The sequence below is a fragment of the Croceicoccus hydrothermalis genome (assembly GCF_022378335.1).
In the GTDB taxonomy this organism is placed as follows: Bacteria; Pseudomonadota; Alphaproteobacteria; order Sphingomonadales; family Sphingomonadaceae; genus Croceicoccus; species Croceicoccus hydrothermalis.
The window spans coordinates 89,232-104,398 of record NZ_JAIQCI010000002.1 but is presented as its reverse complement, the minus strand read 5'-3'; the positions used below and the strand labels follow the sequence as shown (position 1 = coordinate 104,398).

23 protein-coding genes are annotated in these 15,167 nt (G+C 65.0%); 10 read left to right on the top strand and 13 right to left on the bottom strand.

Translation table 11 applies throughout. The features are described from left to right. The 10 genes from tolQ to hisB form a co-directional block, all read right to left on the bottom strand. Positions 1 to 708 carry a protein TolQ gene (gene tolQ, locus K4G67_RS01500; RefSeq protein ID WP_239804642.1) on the bottom strand — a complete coding sequence of 236 codons (708 nt, stop codon included), beginning with the start codon at positions 706 to 708 and terminating at the stop codon, positions 1 to 3. Further along, positions 709 to 1,194, bottom strand: a complete 486-nt coding sequence (locus tag K4G67_RS01495) for a YbgC/FadM family acyl-CoA thioesterase (RefSeq protein WP_420829973.1) — start codon at positions 1,192 to 1,194, stop codon at positions 709 to 711. A 67-nt stretch (positions 1,195 to 1,261) separates the two neighbouring features. Continuing rightward, positions 1,262 to 1,645 (bottom strand): HIT domain-containing protein, encoded by a 384-nt coding sequence (locus K4G67_RS01490; protein WP_239804641.1) that lies wholly within the window; start codon positions 1,643 to 1,645, stop codon positions 1,262 to 1,264. Further along, positions 1,642 to 1,995, bottom strand: a complete 354-nt coding sequence (locus K4G67_RS01485) for a phosphoribosyl-ATP diphosphatase (RefSeq protein ID WP_239804640.1) — start codon at positions 1,993 to 1,995, stop codon at positions 1,642 to 1,644. The genes K4G67_RS01490 and K4G67_RS01485 overlap by 4 nt, the downstream gene beginning before the upstream one ends. 77 nt (positions 1,996 to 2,072) lie before the next feature. Beyond that, positions 2,073 to 2,855, bottom strand: coding sequence for an imidazole glycerol phosphate synthase subunit HisF (gene hisF, locus K4G67_RS01480; protein ID WP_239804639.1), 783 nt, complete (start codon positions 2,853 to 2,855; stop codon positions 2,073 to 2,075). After that, entirely contained in the window at positions 2,852 to 3,592 is a 741-nt protein-coding gene (hisA, locus tag K4G67_RS01475; protein ID WP_239804638.1) for a 1-(5-phosphoribosyl)-5-[(5-phosphoribosylamino)methylideneamino]imidazole-4-carboxamide isomerase, read from the bottom strand. The genes hisF and hisA overlap by 4 nt, the downstream gene beginning before the upstream one ends. Positions 3,593 to 3,613: 21 nt before the next feature. Continuing rightward, entirely contained in the window at positions 3,614 to 4,750 is a 1,137-nt protein-coding gene (locus K4G67_RS01470; protein ID WP_239804637.1) for a glycoside hydrolase family 130 protein, read from the bottom strand. Then, positions 4,743 to 5,516: an SDR family oxidoreductase gene (locus tag K4G67_RS01465; protein ID WP_239804636.1), complete on the bottom strand. Its 774-nt coding sequence runs from the start codon at positions 5,514 to 5,516 to the stop codon at positions 4,743 to 4,745. Before K4G67_RS01465 ends, K4G67_RS01470 begins: the two co-directional genes overlap by 8 nt. A 66-nt stretch (positions 5,517 to 5,582) precedes the next feature. Beyond that, positions 5,583 to 6,212, bottom strand: a complete 630-nt coding sequence (gene hisH / locus K4G67_RS01460; protein ID WP_239804635.1) for an imidazole glycerol phosphate synthase subunit HisH — start codon at positions 6,210 to 6,212, stop codon at positions 5,583 to 5,585. A gap of 4 nt (positions 6,213 to 6,216) precedes the next feature. Further along, the gene (gene hisB / locus K4G67_RS01455) at positions 6,217 to 6,825 is read right to left on the bottom strand and encodes an imidazoleglycerol-phosphate dehydratase HisB (protein WP_239804634.1); all 609 of its coding nucleotides are present in this window, start codon (positions 6,823 to 6,825) and stop codon (positions 6,217 to 6,219) included. Positions 6,826 to 6,908: 83 nt separating this feature from the next. Here hisB and K4G67_RS01450 point away from each other — a divergent pair, with 83 nt between their 5' ends. The 3 genes from K4G67_RS01450 to gmk all read left to right on the top strand — a co-directional run bounded on the left by K4G67_RS01450 (position 6,909) and on the right by gmk (position 8,639). Continuing rightward, the gene (locus K4G67_RS01450) at positions 6,909 to 7,442 is read left to right on the top strand and encodes an SspB family protein (RefSeq protein WP_239804633.1); all 534 of its coding nucleotides are present in this window, start codon (positions 6,909 to 6,911) and stop codon (positions 7,440 to 7,442) included. A gap of 68 nt (positions 7,443 to 7,510) precedes the next feature. Then, the gene (locus K4G67_RS01445; protein ID WP_239804632.1) at positions 7,511 to 7,870 is read left to right on the top strand and encodes a hypothetical protein; all 360 of its coding nucleotides are present in this window, start codon (positions 7,511 to 7,513) and stop codon (positions 7,868 to 7,870) included. An 85-nt stretch (positions 7,871 to 7,955) separates the two neighbouring features. After that, a complete protein-coding gene (gene gmk / locus K4G67_RS01440; protein WP_239804631.1) occupies positions 7,956 to 8,639 on the top strand; it encodes a guanylate kinase in 684 nt (227 codons plus the stop codon). A gap of 28 nt (positions 8,640 to 8,667) precedes the next feature. On the opposite strand, the gene K4G67_RS01435 is transcribed toward gmk, so the two are convergent. After that, entirely contained in the window at positions 8,668 to 10,869 is a 2,202-nt protein-coding gene (locus tag K4G67_RS01435; protein WP_239804630.1) for a S8 family peptidase, read from the bottom strand. Then, positions 10,811 to 11,146: a hypothetical protein gene (locus K4G67_RS01430; RefSeq protein WP_239804629.1), complete on the bottom strand. Its 336-nt coding sequence runs from the start codon at positions 11,144 to 11,146 to the stop codon at positions 10,811 to 10,813. Before K4G67_RS01430 ends, K4G67_RS01435 begins: the two co-directional genes overlap by 59 nt. A gap of 283 nt (positions 11,147 to 11,429) precedes the next feature. On the opposite strand from K4G67_RS01430, the gene dapD reads away from it, so the two are divergent. The 6 genes from dapD to K4G67_RS01400 all read left to right on the top strand — a co-directional run bounded on the left by dapD (position 11,430) and on the right by K4G67_RS01400 (position 13,910). Continuing rightward, positions 11,430 to 12,275, top strand: a complete 846-nt coding sequence (dapD, locus tag K4G67_RS01425; protein WP_239804628.1) for a 2,3,4,5-tetrahydropyridine-2,6-dicarboxylate N-succinyltransferase — start codon at positions 11,430 to 11,432, stop codon at positions 12,273 to 12,275. 138 nt (positions 12,276 to 12,413) lie between these two features. Beyond that, positions 12,414 to 12,713: a hypothetical protein gene (locus K4G67_RS01420; RefSeq protein WP_239804627.1), complete on the top strand. Its 300-nt coding sequence runs from the start codon at positions 12,414 to 12,416 to the stop codon at positions 12,711 to 12,713. Between the two features lie 17 nt (positions 12,714 to 12,730). Beyond that, positions 12,731 to 12,955, top strand: a complete 225-nt coding sequence (locus K4G67_RS01415; protein WP_239804626.1) for a hypervirulence associated TUDOR domain-containing protein — start codon at positions 12,731 to 12,733, stop codon at positions 12,953 to 12,955. Next, positions 12,955 to 13,137, top strand: a complete 183-nt coding sequence (locus tag K4G67_RS01410) for a DUF3008 family protein (RefSeq protein WP_239804625.1) — start codon at positions 12,955 to 12,957, stop codon at positions 13,135 to 13,137. Before K4G67_RS01415 ends, K4G67_RS01410 begins: the two co-directional genes overlap by 1 nt. 6 nt (positions 13,138 to 13,143) lie before the next feature. Next, complete coding sequence (locus K4G67_RS01405) at positions 13,144 to 13,473, top strand: DUF3140 domain-containing protein (protein ID WP_239804624.1); 330 nt, start codon at positions 13,144 to 13,146, stop codon at positions 13,471 to 13,473. After that, complete coding sequence (locus tag K4G67_RS01400) at positions 13,470 to 13,910, top strand: DUF1810 domain-containing protein (RefSeq protein WP_239804623.1); 441 nt, start codon at positions 13,470 to 13,472, stop codon at positions 13,908 to 13,910. The genes K4G67_RS01405 and K4G67_RS01400 overlap by 4 nt, the downstream gene beginning before the upstream one ends. Here the strand turns inward: K4G67_RS01400 and K4G67_RS01395 are convergent. Beyond that, a complete protein-coding gene (locus K4G67_RS01395) occupies positions 13,905 to 14,690 on the bottom strand; it encodes a DUF72 domain-containing protein (RefSeq protein WP_239804622.1) in 786 nt (261 codons plus the stop codon). The two genes, K4G67_RS01400 and K4G67_RS01395, sit on opposite strands and share 6 nt — an antisense overlap. A gap of 20 nt (positions 14,691 to 14,710) precedes the next feature. Between K4G67_RS01395 and K4G67_RS01390 the strand changes: the two genes are divergently transcribed. Next, positions 14,711 to 15,160: a DoxX family protein gene (locus K4G67_RS01390; RefSeq protein WP_239804621.1), complete on the top strand. Its 450-nt coding sequence runs from the start codon at positions 14,711 to 14,713 to the stop codon at positions 15,158 to 15,160. Positions 15,161 to 15,167: the final 7 nt, after the last annotated feature.

The following is a 15,167-nucleotide window of genomic DNA, read 5'->3' as shown; positions in this document are numbered from 1 at the left end:
TCACATGCTCTCCAGCTCGCGGCTGAGCGAGGCGTTGAACCGGTCGGCAAAGCGGTAGAGCCGCGTTTCGAACCCGTTCACGCGGAACGAGAAACGGTTGTAGGCAATGACCGCCGGGATCGCGGCGAAAAGCCCGATGGCGGTGGCGAACAAAGCCTCCGAAATGCCGGGCGCGACGACGGCAAGGCTGGTGCTGGCCTGGGCGCCGATCTGGAAAAAGCTGTTCATGATGCCCCACACCGTGCCGAACAGGCCGACGAACGGCGCGACCGACCCCACCGTGGCGAGGAAATTCAGCCGGGCGGCGAGCCTGTCGCTTTCCGCCGTGACCGCGCTGTCGAGCGTTGCGGAGAGCCGCTGACGCAGGCCATCCTTGTCCCGCACGCCGTCGCGCGTGGACCGCCGCCATTCGGCAAGCCCGGCGGCGGCGACCGTGCGCGATGGCACCGGCTTGTTGTCGCCCGTCACCATCGCCTCGACATCGTCGGCGCGCCAGAACGCCTTTTCGAACCGGCGGTTCTGCGCGTCGAGGCGTCCGATCTTGAGCAAAAAGGACACGATGATCGCCCACACCCAGATCGAGGCGAGGATCAGCCCCGCCATCACGATCTGCACCACGATATCGGCCTGGAGAAACAGTTCGAGCGGATCCAGCCGCGTCGGTGCGGCCGGCGCGGCGGCCACGGCGGCAAGGGTATTGAGCAACATTCAGCAGGCCTCTTTCGGGCTGTGGGAAGGGGTATCGAACGTTGTGAACGCCTCGATCCAGCCGCCGGGCTGTCTGCGCGGGCGGCCGTCCGGGGCGACGAAGCCGACCCGCACGGACATTTGCGAGAGCAGGTCCGCACCCCGCAACGCGCGTTGCGACAGGCGGCAGGAAGCGCGGGCGATCTTTTCGGCGCGCGTCTCGATCATGACGGTATCGCCAAGGCGGGCGGGCGCGGCATAGCGGATGGAAAGATCGCTCACCGCATAGGCACCCTCGCCCGCATCGAAGGCGGCGCGCTGATCGATGCCGAGCCGGTCGAGAAGGTCCGACCGCGCCCGCTCGAACCAGCGGAGATAGTTTGCGTGATAGACCACGCCGGAAAGGTCGGTATCCTCGAAAAAAACGCGCACGGCGTAATAATGCACGCCATCGTGCATGTTTCCGGTCGCAGGTTCGGGCAGGCGATGATCCATGGCCGCGGTCATAGCCGGGAGGCCATCGGGGCGACAAGAAACTTAATGACGCCCCGACGCGAATTTACCGTGTATCCGTTCAGTTTGCAGACAGCATAGGCCCCATGGCCCGCCCGCCGAGGAGGTGAACGTGAAGATGCGGCACGATCTGCCCGCCATCCTTGCCGATATTGTTGATGAGCCGGTAGCCCGCATCGACGAGATCGAGATCGCGCGCCACGGTGCCGACGGCGCGGACGAAACCCGCGATTTCCTCCGCGCTCGCGTTCGCGCTGAAATCGTCCCAGCTGACATAGCGACCCTTGGGAAGGACGAGCACATGCGTATCGGCGACCGGCGCGATGTCGTGAAAGGCGAACGCCCAGTCATCCTCATACACCTTCTCGCACGGCAGATCGCCGCGCAGGATTCTCGCGAAGATATTGTCATCGTCATAGGGTTGGTGGGGATCGACGGGGGTCATGCCTCGCTCCTTTGATGCGCTGCGCTGCGCGATGCCTTTTCCACGATGCCCGAAACGCCGTCGCGACGGTCCAACTCGGTCAGCGCATCGCCGATCGACAGGCCGCGCGCCGCCATCACGACCGACAAATGGAAGAGCACGTCCGCCGCCTCCCCGATCAGTTCCTCATCAGAACCGGCGAGCGCGGCGACAATCGTCTCGACCGCCTCCTCACCCAGCTTGCGCGCGGGAAGAGCCGGCGCATCGGCAAGCAGTTTGGCGACATAGCTGGAAGACGGGTCGGCACCCTTGCGCGCGTCGATCGTCGCGGCCAGCCGGTTCAACGTATGGGGATGGGTGATTTCGGACATGGCGGCAGGATTGGCGATTTGCCCGGCGGAATGCAAGCGGCCTGGACGTAAAGGGCGTCCACGTGCCCGACGCCCGCCTACCCCCGCGCCGGAAGGCCGGCGGCGCGCAGGGCGTCATGCGCCTCTGCGATCGAATGCTGCCCGAAATGGAAGATCGACGCGGCGAGCACGGCGCTCGCATGGCCTTTCGTCACACCCTCGACAAGATGGCCGAGCGTGCCGACACCCCCGCTCGCGATCACGGGAACGCCCACCGCATCGGCAATCGCGCGGGTAAGGTCGAGATCGTAGCCCCGCTTGGTCCCGTCGCCATCCATCGAGGTGACAAGCAATTCGCCCGCGCCCAGATCGGCGAGCCGCCGCGCATGGTCGATCGCGTCGATGCCCGTTGCTTTGCGACCGCCGTGGGTGAAGATTTCCCACCGCTTTTCCCCGAAATTATCACCGCGTTTATCCACAAGCCGCGCGTCCACGCTGGCGACGATGCACTGGCTGCCGAAACGTTCGGCGATCTCGCTCACGACTTCCGGCCGGGACACGGCGGCGGAATTGACCGCGACCTTGTCCGCACCGGCGAGCAACAAGGCGCGCGCATCCTCCGCCCCGCGCACGCCGCCCCCGACGGTGAGCGGCATGAAGCACACCTCCGCCGTGCGGCGCACCATGTCGATCAGCGTGCCGCGCCCCTCGTGGCTGGCCGAAATGTCGAGGAAACACAATTCGTCCGCCCCCGCCGCGTCATAGGCGCGCGCCTGTTCGACCGGATCGCCCGCATCGACCAGATCGACGAAATTCACCCCCTTCACCACGCGGCCATTCGCCACGTCGAGGCACGGGATGACGCGAACCCGGACGGTCATCCGCGCTCCTCGCTCCTGGCCGCGATCTGCAACGCGGCGGCAAGGTCGAGCCGCCCGTCATAGATCGCGCGGCCTGTGATGACCCCCTCGATCCCGACATCGGCATGGAGGGACAGCATGCGAATATCGTCGATCCCCTTCACCCCGCCGCTGGCGATGACGGGCAGGCTGCTGCTGCGCGCAAGCTCGACCGTCGCGTCGATGTTGCAACCGTTGAGCAGGCCGTCCCGCCCGATGTCGGTGAACAGGAGCGAGGCCACGCCCGCATCCTCGAACCTCCTAGCCATGTCGGCGATCGGCACGTCGGACACATCGGCCCATCCCGCCGTCGCCACCATCCCGTCACGTGCATCAACCGCGACGACGATGCCGCCGGGGTATTCGCGGGCCATGTCCTTCACGAAATCGGGATCGGTCAGTGCCGCCGTGCCGATGACGATGCGCGATACGCCGAGGTCGAACCACCCCTCCACCGCCGCGGGGGTGCGGATGCCGCCGCCAAGCTGCACATGGCCGGGAAAATCGGCGACGATGCTTTCCACCGCCTCGCGGTTGCGGGCCTCCCCTGCGAACGCGCCGTCGAGGTCGACGACATGCAGGTGCATGGCGCCAGCCTCGGCAAAGAGACGGGCCTGCGCGGCGGGGTCGTCGCCGTAAACGGTGGCGCGGTTCATGTCGCCCTCGGCAAGGCGGACGACCTGCCCACCCTTGAGGTCGATTGCGGGAAATACGATCATGGAAGGAGCGCGTAGCACCGTCTATGCGGGACGAAAAGCACCCTTGGGCACATGGGTGATGCGGCAGGCGAGATCCGCCTCCCCCGACGCCACCACAAAATGGTCGCCCGCATCGGCGATCCCTGTGGTGAACACGACATCGTCGATATACATCGCGTCGGACAGCGGCTGCGTGAGCGCGCCATTCGCCTCGATCAAAGGCTCGTGCTGCGTCGCGAGCGTGCGGGACGGATCATCGGGATCGAGCAGCGACCAGTAGGTGCGATAGGTGCCGACGATGCCCTTAGGCTCCACCCCGTGCCAGAGCGAGAGCCAGCCGCGCATGCCGGCGATTTCGGTGAGGATCGGCGGCGTCCCCCCGCCCATGCGCGCGGTCGCGATCGTCGCGGCATGGGGGCGGATGCCGGGCTTTTCATATGGTTTCCAATGCAGCGCGTCGGGGCTGCTGGACAGGTTGATCGACGGGCCGGCGCGCCATTCGCTTCCCGGCGGATAGGCGAAATAGAGATCGCCCAGCGGCCGCGTCTGTGCCCAGAACTTGCCATCGACGTGCCCTTCGAAGATCAGCATGTCCTTGTTCTGATGATCGAGGACGATCCCCTCCAGCGTCCAGTCCAGCGCGTTTTCGGAGGTATAGAGCGTGGTCGAATGCCGCTCCGGCGAAACGGAGCAGGTCGTCATGTAATAGCGCCCTTCCACGCACGAAATGCGCGCATCCTCCACGCCGTAGCATTGATAGTCGGCGGCAGGCCCAATGGCGCGGTCGTAATGGACGGCGACCACCTGCAACCCGTCCGCGGACAATTCCACCGGCAGGAGCCAGGACAGGCTGGTCAGGGCCATCACCTTCCACCCGCCGCCCGGCACCATGAACTTGCGCGGATCGGCGGTATCCACCTCGGAGAGCGGCCATGCGTCGAGCCGGTAGGTCCCGTCCTCCCAGCGGATCGCGCGGATATGGCCATCGTGATTCGGGTGACGAAGCGCCTCGGCCACCCGCACCATCAACAACAGATTGCCATTGGGAAGCCGCGTCATCCCCGGATTGAACGCACCCAGCACGTAGGTTTCGGCATCGAACGCCCCCGCCATCGGCGAGCGACACAGATCCACGTCTCCAGGCGCGAAGACCAGCCGGTCGGTGTCGTAATCAGGCATCGGTGTCGCGCTGCACCAGCACCATTTCCTGCACCACGGTGCGGCGCGGCTGCGTCAGGGCGAAATGAACGCCGACGGCGATGTCCTCGGCCCGCATCATGGTATGCTCGTTGATGCGTTCGGCCTGTTTTTCGGGCGGAATGTCCGGGGTCTGCATGTCCGATCCGGTGAGCGCCGGCACGATCAGCGTGACCTTGATCCCGTCCTGCGAAACCTCGCGGCGCAGCGCTTCTGCAAAACCGTGAATGCCCGATTTTATGCCGGAATAGATCGCCGATCCGCCACCCAGCTTATGCACCGCATAGCTGCCGATCATCACGATATCGCCGTGATCGCGCATGTGGTGCACCGCCTTGTGCGCGCCGATCGCGTATTGCGTGAAATCCTGCGCAATGGCGTAGCGCAGTTCATCCTCGTCCACGTCGGTCAGGCCGCCATAGCCCGCCGCCGCGTTCAGCACGGCAATATCATAGCCGCCCAAGGTCGCCTCCGCTTCGCGGTAAAAGCGATTCAGCCCGTCCTTCGTCGCGAGATCGCAGGCGATGCCATGGCCGGTGCCCACCTCGGCAATGCGGGCGAGCGCGTCGGCAAGGTGGTCCTCGTCCCGGCCGCAGATGAACACCTCCGCCCCTTCCGAGGCGAGCAGCACCGCAATCGCGCGCCCGATACCGGTGGTGCCGCCCGTGACGATGGCCTTTCGCCCTTTGATCGGGGTGCGGGCGGTGTGTGCATCGGACGGGTTCGTCTGCGTGGTTGTGTCGATCATGCGGGAAATTCTCCTTCGCCTTGGCAAAGGATCGGCGAGCGTGGCGGTTCCCGGTGCAATCCGGCTTCAGGGCCGCCAGTCGAGAAAACGTTCGAGCAGCGCTATGCCGTAACGCTGGCTCTTTTCCGGGTGGAACTGCACGCCGAGCAGATTGTCGCGCGCCACTGCCGCGGTAATCGCCCCGCCATGATCGGTCAGCGCCGCAATATCGCTGCCTTCGTCCGCCGCGAAATGATAGCTGTGGAGGAAATAGGCCTCGCCCACCTCGATCAGCTCGGCGCCGCCCTTGTGCCGCATCGGCGCGACGTCGTTCCACCCCATGTGCGGCACCTTGATCGCCGGGTCGGTCACGGCGATGGCGCGGACCTCCCCGCCGATCCAGTCGAGCCCGTCATGCACGCCGCGTTCGACCCCGCGCGTGGCGAGCAATTGCATCCCCACGCAAATGCCGAGGAACGGGGCGCCGCCGGACAGGACGCGCTCCTCCATCGCGGCGACCATACCGTCGATGCCGCGAAGGGCATTGGCGCACGCCCCGAACGCGCCGACGCCGGGCAACACGACGCGTTCGGCATCGCGGACGGTTTCGGGATCGGCGGTGATGCGGATATCGCCGGCGCCCGCGGCTTTCAGCGCATTGGCGACCGAATGCAGATTGCCCGCGCCATAATCGATGAGAGCGAGATGCCCGCCCACCGCGTCAGACCTCCAGCGTGCCGGAGCCGAGCATCCCCTTGGTCGAGGGGACGGCATCGGCCTTGCGCGGGTCGATTTCGACTGCCTGTCGCATGGCGCGGGCGAAACCCTTGTAGATCGCCTCGATGATGTGGTGATTGTTCTGCCCGTAGAGCAGCTCGATATGCAGGGTGATGCCGCACGCCTGCGACACCGAATGGAACCAGTGGTCGAACAGCTCCGTATCCATCTCGCCCAGCCGACTCTGCGAAAAACCCGCCTTCCAGACAAGATAGGGCCGCCCCGAAATGTCGAGCGCCACCCGCGCCAGCGTTTCGTCCATCGGCGAATAGGCGGTGCCGTAACGGCTGATCCCCTTGCGGTCGGAGAGCGCCTGGTCGAGCGCTTGTCCCAAAGCGATGGCGCTGTCCTCAACCGTGTGATGCTGATCGACATGCAGGTCGCCATCGATCCGCATCCGCACATCGATCAGCGAATGGCGGGAGAATTGCTCCACCATGTGATCGAGAAAACCGATGCCGGTCGAAATGTCGTAAAGCCCGGTACCATCGAGATCGACCGAAACGTCGATGTCGGTTTCGTGGGTCTTGCGCTTGATATGGCCTGTCCGCATGCGCCCGCTATAGGCACGCGGACAGGCGGCGCAACCTGTTTTGCCGCTTGACCGGAGGCGGACGGGTTGCCAATTCAGCATGCATGACACAGACCCCGCCAGACAGCATGATCCCCTATGACGAAATCGTGCAGGAAGCCCTGCGCGCCGTCGTGGGCCGCGTATTGGGACAGGTGCAAGCCAATGGCAGCGTCCTGCCCGGCGGGCATCATTTCTACATCACCTTCAAATCGCAGGCGCCCGGCGTCGACATTCCCGGCCATCTGCGCGCGCGCTTTCCCGATGAGATGACCATCGTGCTGCAGAACAAGTTCTGGGATCTGGTCGTCGCCGACGATTATTTCTCCGTCGGGCTGAGCTTCAACCAGATACCGGCCAAGCTGGTCATCCCCTATGCCGCGATTACCGCTTTCGTCGATCCGGCGGTCGATTTCGGTCTTCAGTTTCAGCCCGTCGGGAACGATGCGGAACCCGAACCCCATGAGGATGCGAACAATGACGCGATCCGCGGCCCCGACGCCAATGCGGAACAGGGCGGCAATCCGGGCGTTGACGATACGACCGATGACGATGACGGCTCCAATGTCGTGACCGTCGATTTCGGAAAGAAGAAATAGGGGGCTCGACGCGTTTTCGCTGTGGGGCCAGAGTTTATCAGCCCTGATTTGAACAGCGAGGAATTTCCATGGCAAAACGTCGCCGCCTTCCGGGTATCAGCCCGAACCCGATGACCAATCTGATCATCACCGACATCGTCCTTCGCGGGGTGGGCCGGATCACCCGGCGCGTTGCGGAAAAACAGCTTTTGAAGGTGCGCTACAACGACAATGCCGCCGACAAGGTGGTCAAGGGCCGCTCGCTTCCGCGCATGCTGTCCTCCGCCGTGCTCGCCCGTGTCGCGACAAGCTCGGTTCCCGGCGCGCTTGCCGTGGGCGGCGGTCTTGTCGCCAAGACGATCTTCGACCGCGCCCGTGGCGGCGATGCCAAGCGCGAGGGCCGCAAACAGGTGCGCAAGCAGATTCGCGAAGGGCGCTCCAAAAGCTGATCGCCCCGCGTTTTTTCGTCCCCCAATTTCGGCATGAGGGCTGTCCCGGCTTGACCGGAGTGGCCCATGGCGCGCATCTGCCGCCATGGACAGAACTTCAGACTCGCCCGCCACCGGCCTGCACGAACGCCCCGCCCTGCAACGCCGGGGCTTGATGTTCATCCTGTCCTCGCCCTCCGGCGCCGGCAAGACGACGATCGCGCGAAAGCTGCTCGCCGCGGATCCCGCGCTTGCCCTCTCGGTATCGGCGACGACGCGCCCCATGCGGCCGGGCGAGGTCGATGGCCGCGATTACCATTTCGTCACCCGCGAAAAATTCGATGCGATGATCGACGACAGCGCATTTCTGGAATGGGCGCATGTTTTCGGCCACAGCTACGGCACGCCAAAATCGCACATCTGGGCGGGATTGAAGGAAGGGCAGGATTTCCTTTTCGACATCGATTGGCAAGGGACGCAGCAATTGCATCAGCGGGCCGAGGCGGACGTCGTGCCGGTCTTCATCCTGCCGCCCAGCATCGACGAATTGCGCCGCCGGCTGACCGCGCGGGCCACGGACGACCCGCAGGTCATCGAGGCCCGCATGGAACGTGCGCGCGCCGAAATCAGCCATTGGCACGATTACCAATATGTCGTCGTCAATGACGATATCGATGAGTGTTACCGCCAGGTCCGACAGATTCTGGAGGCGGAACGCCTGCGCCGCGCGCGTCAGACGGGGCTGGTCCGGTTCGTGCGCGAATTGACCGAAGACGGCAATCGAGCCTGAGCTCGTTCCACGCCGCGTTTCTGGCGGATCAGAAGCGGCGCGACCATCGCATCGCGACGCCCCTGTCCGCGGGGAAACCGGCGATATGGCAGGGATCGGTCCTGTAATAAAGGCTCGCCGCCACATCGCCCAGCACGGTGTGCCCGCGCCACGCAATTTCGGTCGCGATTTCCCGCCCCGTCGGTGCAAGCGCGAGTGTACGAATGCCGAAAATCGCCTCCTCGCGGTCGTAATCCCACGACACGGGCAGGTTGAAACGCACGCCCCCGCCCGTCACGCGCAGTGGTTGCGATACGCGAAGGGCCAGCGCATCGCCCGATCCGAGGACGCCCCGCCGTTCCAGATCCACGTTCCATGCATTGGCGGACAGGCGCGAGCCTTGCGCCACCGCGCCCGATTCGCGGGCATGGGTAAAGGTATGCCGATAACCGCCGCCGAGCCGCCAGCGATCGCCAATGTTCCAGCCGAACCCGCCATCCAGCATCATGCTATCGGCGCCGCCCTGCCCCAATGCCGCGTGAAAACGGCTGCCCAGAATGGTGCGATCCTCCGCCATCCAGCCGAGCGAGAGGCCGAGGTCGACATCCTTCCATCGCCGGTCGAGCGTCGCGGCAAAGCGGGTCATACGGTCGGGCCGCAGGCGCGTGTCGCGCAACGCATCGCGGTCGGGCATCTGCCACAAGGTGCCGCCCTCCGCGCTGAGCGTGAGGCCGAAATCGCCGAGTTCGCGTCGCAAGGCGAGCGCAGCATCGGTGCGCGCGATCACGCCAAGCTCACCCCGCGCATCGCCCGCGATCATGAAGGCGGGCTGCTGCGCACCTTGCAGCATCGCCTGCAATCCCTCGGCGCCTTGCCGGAAACCGACGGCGATCTTCGTGTCTGGCGCGAGCCGTGCCGACATGCGCGCGGCGAGGACCTGTGCCTGCCGGGCCTGCTCCTCGTTCAGGGTCAGGCGCGATACCGGGTCGGGCGCCCGTGTCGCGTCGTCCGATATGGTGAAGCCCAGCGCCAGGTTCCCGGCATCGAACGACAGATTGCGCGTCGCCCCGGCCATCGCACGGTGCAGGCGCGGCGTCGGCGAAGACCCTTTTAACGAGGCGGCGAAATCCATCGCATAGGCGCGGTCATATCCATCGAGGATCACCGCGCCGATCCGGGCCCGCCCGGCCGCATCGCCCATCGCCGTGCCGGTGGTCCCGCCAATGTCGCTAAGGCTGACCGGTGTGGCGGAACCGGCGAGCGTGGTCGCCCCCTGCGGCGCGAAGGCAGCCGCGATGTCGAGCAGCCCGCGGCCATAGATCGCATCGGCACCCGGATCGCCCAGATCGCGCGCACTGTTGAGCAGGATCTCGACGATCCGGTCGCCCGAAAGGTTGGGAAACGCCTGCGCAAGCAAGGCCACGGCGCCCGAAATCTGCGGCGCGGCAAAGCTGGTGCCCGACACGACATAGACGAAGCTCGTGCCGTCCTCTTCGGTCGTGAAAACCTCCCCGTTTTCATAGACGCAGCACACGCGCCCGCCCCGCGCGGAGAGAAACGACGCCGCGAAACTGCCGGCCCGGTTGCTGAAATCCGAAATGCGATTGTCGGCATCGACCGACCCGGCGATGATGACATTGGCGGGCGCCCCGCTCAACGTATCGGTAGCAAAGGGATCGGGATTGTCCGGATCGATATCCGCATCGGTGGAAGCACCGTCATTGCCCGCGGACACGACCACGACGACGCCCATGGCCGCCGCACGCGCCACCGCGTCGCGCACCTCGCGCCCCGCCCTGCCCCCGCCGAGCGAGAGATTGACCACCCGCGCGCCCGCATCGGCGGCGCGATCGATCCCGGCGGCGATGGCTCGGTCGCCGAAGGTGCAGCCGGTCGAGGGATCCTCGGGATCTTCGGTGGCGCAGCTGCCCGGCGTGTCGGCGCGCAGCGCGATGATCGTCGCATCATATGCAATGCCGACGACGCCTGTATCGTTGCGCGCCGCCGCCGCAATCAGCGCGACCTGTGTCCCATGCCCATCTTCCGATTCCAGCACGCGATTGCCGGCAACATCGGCGGATGCGGCGGACAGGCGCCCGGCAAATTCCGGATTGTCCGGATCGATGCCGGTATCGACGATTCCGATCGCGACGCCCTTGCCGGTCACGCCCTTTTGCCAGGCGGCGATGACATTATGCTGCTCCGGCCCGTCCGAGCGGCGATATTCCGCCGTATCGAAATTGGTCGGCACCGGCGTGAAGGTTGGCGTAGGCGTAGGCGTAGGTGTCGGCGTCGGCGTCGGCGTCGGTGTAGGTGTAGGTGTAGGTGTAGGTGTAGGTGTGGGCGTCGGACTGGGCGCAGGTGTAGGACTGGGCGTAGGGGTAGGACTGGGCGTAGGGGTAGGACTGGGCGTCGGCTCGGGGCTTGGCGCGGGACTCGGCGCAGGCGCCGGCGGCGGTGCGGGCGTGCTGGTCATGCCGCCACCGCCGCCGCACGCGACGAGCAGCATCGAGCCCGAGAGCGCCCATGCCCATTTGCCATGCCGCGAAGGCTGTATGTGTCGACCCGGCATTGTCGTCATGCGTTGTTTCGTCCCTGCTCCGCCAGCATATGCTCGATCCATGCCCCGGCGTCCTTCCGCCCCCGCCGAGAGTTCGCCCGCCATTGTCGATAGAGCAGGGAGCGTGCATCGAAACTGAACGATGGCCTGCGTAACCCCCCTAGGCTCTTGTCGCGGCGCGATACGGGCGATAGGCGAACAGGCGAAAATCATCGGCCCGAATGGGCCTTCGTCAAAGGATGCCGCCCAACATGACCGATCACGCCGACCTGATATCGCAAATCGACGCCGCGTTCGAGGACCGCGCCAATGTCACGCCCGACAGCGTCGACGTGCGCCGCCCGGTCGAAACCGCGCTGCAGATGCTCGACACGGGCGAGGCGCGCGTGGCCGAACGCGGCGCCGATGGCGAATGGGTGGTGAACCAGTGGCTGAAAAAAGCCGTGCTGCTGTCCTTTCGCCTGAACGCCAATGAAATCGTGCCCGATGGTTCGGGCGGTGCGCCCGCCTATGACAAGGTGCCGTCGAAATTCGCCGGATGGACCGATGCGCGTTTCGAAAAGGCCGGTTTCCGCGTGGTTCCCGGCGCCGTCGCGCGGCGGGGCAGCTTTATCGGCAAGGGCGTCGTGCTCATGCCCAGCTTCGTCAACATCGGTGCGTTCGTCGATGAAGGCGCAATGATCGACACCTGGGCCACCGTCGGCAGCTGCGCACAGATCGGCAAGAACGTGCACCTTTCGGGCGGTGCGGGCATTGGCGGCGTGCTCGAACCGTTGCAGGCAGACCCCGTCATCATCGAGGATGGCGCCTTCATCGGTGCCCGCTCCGAAGTGGCGGAGGGCGTGCGCGTGGGCGAAGGGGCGGTCCTTTCCATGGGCGTATATCTCGGCGCATCGACTCGCATCGTCGACCGTTCGACGGGCGCGATGCATACAGGCTACGTTCCGCCCTATTCCGTGGTGGTGCCGGGTACCATGCCGGGCAAGCCGCTTCCCGACGGGAGCGAGGGGCCATCGCTCTATTGCGCGGTCATCGTCAAAACCGTCGATGCGCAGACCCGCGGCAAGACCGCGATCAACGAACTGCTGCGCCCGTAACGCGCAAGGGCGGAGGCATGGCGGCGAAGGAACGAAACCGCGCCGTCATGCGTTCGCATACCACTGTTATAAATCCCGGACAGGACGTATCGCTGGGCGGGGATCAGACTTCAATCTTGGACAGGAGCCTCAATTACCATGGAACGCCACGGCGAAGAAGTTGACGTATCGACCACCGAAGCGCGCGCGGGATCGACGCCGCATATCGTGCGCTGGGTGCTGATCATCAGCCTCATCCTGATCGTGGGTGGCATGTCGGCCATCTGGATCTTTGGCGCGGCCACGACCGAGGATGACGTCGCCAGCGGCACCGCCCCTGAACAACCCGTGCTTCCCGCCGGTGCGACCACGCCCAACGAACCGGGCGATGCGTCCGATAACGCGATCCCCGGCGTCGGCGCGGAGGACGATGAACCGGAACTGGTGGAACCGCAATAACGACAGGAGCCGGCGGCATGGCCGAGAACAAGTTTCAGAAAGACCAGTATGTCGAGTGGAGCTGGGGCAACGGCACCGCGAAGGGACAGATAAAGGAACGTTTCGAGCGTGACGTCGAACGCACGCTCAAGGGCTCCAAGGTCAAGAAGAACGGCACCGAGGACAATCCTGCCTATCTGATCAAGCAGGAAGACGGTGACGAGGTTCTGAAACTCGGGTCCGAGCTGGAGGCGTCGAACTGATGCCGGCACAATCAAAGGCACAGCAGAAGGCCGCCGGCGCGGCTCTTTCGGCAAAGCGCGGCGAGACCAAAGTCTCCGAGCTTCAGGGCGCGTCGAAGGACATGTACGATTCCATGTCGGAGGACGAGCTGGAGGATTTCGCCTCCACCGACCGGAAAGACCTTCCCGAAAAGAAGGATTGAACCACGGTGGACGAGGACGAGAAGAAGGAATGCCGCGAGCAATTCCGCGACTGCGTGAACATGCAGCCAAAGGAGCTTGAGGAATGGCTCGACACCGACGAATCGAAATCGGTCGGTGACAGCGATGGCGGCGAAAGCACCGGCCATCGTTCGGGCCGCCGTATCGTCGAGATCAAGCACCGCAATGTCGATGAGCTTTCCGATGCCGATTATGACCATATGAACAAGGTGGTCGGCTATATCCATCGTCATCTGGAACAGCGGCCCGATGGCGATGTCGAGGATACGAACTGGCGCTATTCGCTCATGAACTGGGGGCACGATCCGCTCAAATGAGCGGGTCTGCATCCGCCCTCACCCGCTTTGTCGAGGCGCAGGCAGGCGTTTACGAACGCGCGCTCGCCGAACTGCGCGATGGCGCGAAGCGGTCCCATTGGATGTGGTTCGTCTTTCCACAGATTGCCGGGCTCGGCCACAGCGCCATGGCGCGCCGCTATGCGATTGCCGATGCCGCGGAGGCACGCGACTATCTGCGACACGATCTGCTCGGCCCGCGCCTTCTTGCATGCACCGATGCCGTTCTCGATTGGGCCGGGCAGCGCGGGGTGGTCGAGATCATGGGTGAAGTCGATGCGATGAAGCTGCGCAGTTCGATGACCCTGTTCGAGGCTTGCAGCGATACGCCGGGCATCGGCCAATGCTTTGGCGCGGTGCTCGACGCATTTTACGATGGGCAGCGTGACGCGGCGACACGTGCGTATCTCGACCTATAACCGCCCGGCAACGGCAATTGCTGCGGCCGGCGCGCGTTCCTTCGCACCGTCGATGACGAAAACATAGACGTCGTCCATGGGCCCCATGCGTGCCGGGGTGATCCGGTCCACGCCATTGGGAGCGACCCCCTGATCCCAATCCGCCGCGATGCGTGCAATATCATCCAGTGCTTCATCCTCATATCCGGCGGAAAGATCGGACCGCGTCCCCTTCAACCGCATATAGCCAAGCCCGGCCGACAGATCGGCAATCGCCAACCCGCCCGGTCCGTCCACATGGGCGATGGCGATATCATGGTTCCGCGCCAGATCGACAAATTCGGCGCAGCGGAAGCTGTCATGCTGCACCTCGATCACATGGCGCAATGGCAAGCCATCCCGCTCGCGGGGAAGAAGCGCGAAAAACCCGGCCAGATCGTCGGCATCGAAGGACCGGTAATCGGGCAATTGCCACAGGATCGGCCCCAACGCATCACCGAGTTCGGTCAACCCTTGCGCAAAGAACCGCTCGACCGCTTCGCCCGCGTCGGCAAGCTTGCGGCGATTGCAGATGTAGCGTGATGCCTTGAGTGCGAACACGAAACCGTCGGGCACGTCTTCGCGCCACGCGGCGAAGGTTTCGGGTTTCTGCAAACGGTAATAGGTTCCGTTGACCTCGATCGCGGAAACCTGCCGCGACGCAAAATGCAGTTCGTCCCGCCGCGGCAGATCGTCCGGATAGAACACGCCCCCGCGCCACCCATCGAAGCGCCAGCCGCCAATGCCTGTTCGAACGGTCATGGCTGCGCTATGCCCCGGTGATGGACAGGACGGCGATGGACAGGACGCATCTCATTCGGCAAGGCAAGGGCAGGACTGCGGCGCGGTGGCTGCTCGCGCTTGCGTATTTCGTGGCGGGGGTGCTTCACCTCGCGGCGCCGGCGCCGTTTCTCGGCATCATGCCGGATGGGGTTCCCTGGCCCGAAACCATCGTCGCAGCGACCGGCATCGCCGAAATTCTGGGCGCGATCGGAATGGTGCAGCCCGTCTCGATCCGCCTGCGGCAGGCAGCGGCAATCGGGCTCGCGCTCTATGCGGTGTGCGTGTTTCCGGCCAATATCAACCATTTCGTCATGGACATGGCGCGGGCGGATCACGGGCTTGGCCTCGCCTACCATCTGCCGCGCATGGTCGCGCAGCCGGTGCTGGTCTGGCTCGCATTGTGGGCCGGCAGCGTCATGGACTGGCCATGGCGCCACCGGACCGGGTAGGTGCGGG

Bases quoted from the DNA above. Each gene is read 5' to 3' on its own strand.
- K4G67_RS01400 (WP_239804623.1), top strand. From the start codon at position 13,470: ATGAGCGGGTCTGCATCCGCCCTCACCCGCTTTGTCGAGGCGCAGGCA.
- K4G67_RS01415 (WP_239804626.1), top strand. From the start codon at position 12,731: ATGGCCGAGAACAAGTTTCAGAAAGACCAGTATGTCGAGTGGAGCTGG.
- K4G67_RS01390 (WP_239804621.1), top strand. From the start codon at position 14,711: ATGGACAGGACGGCGATGGACAGGACGCATCTCATTCGGCAAGGCAAG.
- K4G67_RS01395 (WP_239804622.1), bottom strand. From the start codon at position 14,690: ATGACCGTTCGAACAGGCATTGGCGGCTGGCGCTTCGATGGGTGGCGC.
- K4G67_RS01445 (WP_239804632.1), top strand. From the start codon at position 7,511: ATGGCAAAACGTCGCCGCCTTCCGGGTATCAGCCCGAACCCGATGACC.
- hisA (WP_239804638.1), bottom strand. From the start codon at position 3,592: ATGATCGTATTTCCCGCAATCGACCTCAAGGGTGGGCAGGTCGTCCGC.
- K4G67_RS01465 (WP_239804636.1), bottom strand. From the start codon at position 5,516: ATGATCGACACAACCACGCAGACGAACCCGTCCGATGCACACACCGCC.
- tolQ (WP_239804642.1), bottom strand. From the start codon at position 708: ATGTTGCTCAATACCCTTGCCGCCGTGGCCGCCGCGCCGGCCGCACCG.
- gmk (WP_239804631.1), top strand. From the start codon at position 7,956: ATGGACAGAACTTCAGACTCGCCCGCCACCGGCCTGCACGAACGCCCC.
- K4G67_RS01450 (WP_239804633.1), top strand. From the start codon at position 6,909: ATGACACAGACCCCGCCAGACAGCATGATCCCCTATGACGAAATCGTG.
- hisB (WP_239804634.1), bottom strand. From the start codon at position 6,825: ATGCGGACAGGCCATATCAAGCGCAAGACCCACGAAACCGACATCGAC.
- K4G67_RS01430 (WP_239804629.1), bottom strand. From the start codon at position 11,146: ATGGGCGCTCTCGGGCTCGATGCTGCTCGTCGCGTGCGGCGGCGGTGG.
- K4G67_RS01490 (WP_239804641.1), bottom strand. From the start codon at position 1,645: ATGACCCCCGTCGATCCCCACCAACCCTATGACGATGACAATATCTTC.
- hisF (WP_239804639.1), bottom strand. From the start codon at position 2,855: ATGACCGTCCGGGTTCGCGTCATCCCGTGCCTCGACGTGGCGAATGGC.
- K4G67_RS01420 (WP_239804627.1), top strand. From the start codon at position 12,414: ATGGAACGCCACGGCGAAGAAGTTGACGTATCGACCACCGAAGCGCGC.
- K4G67_RS01485 (WP_239804640.1), bottom strand. From the start codon at position 1,995: ATGTCCGAAATCACCCATCCCCATACGTTGAACCGGCTGGCCGCGACG.
- K4G67_RS01410 (WP_239804625.1), top strand. From the start codon at position 12,955: ATGCCGGCACAATCAAAGGCACAGCAGAAGGCCGCCGGCGCGGCTCTT.
- dapD (WP_239804628.1), top strand. From the start codon at position 11,430: ATGACCGATCACGCCGACCTGATATCGCAAATCGACGCCGCGTTCGAG.
- K4G67_RS01495 (WP_420829973.1), bottom strand. From the start codon at position 1,194: ATGACCGCGGCCATGGATCATCGCCTGCCCGAACCTGCGACCGGAAAC.
- K4G67_RS01470 (WP_239804637.1), bottom strand. From the start codon at position 4,750: ATGCCTGATTACGACACCGACCGGCTGGTCTTCGCGCCTGGAGACGTG.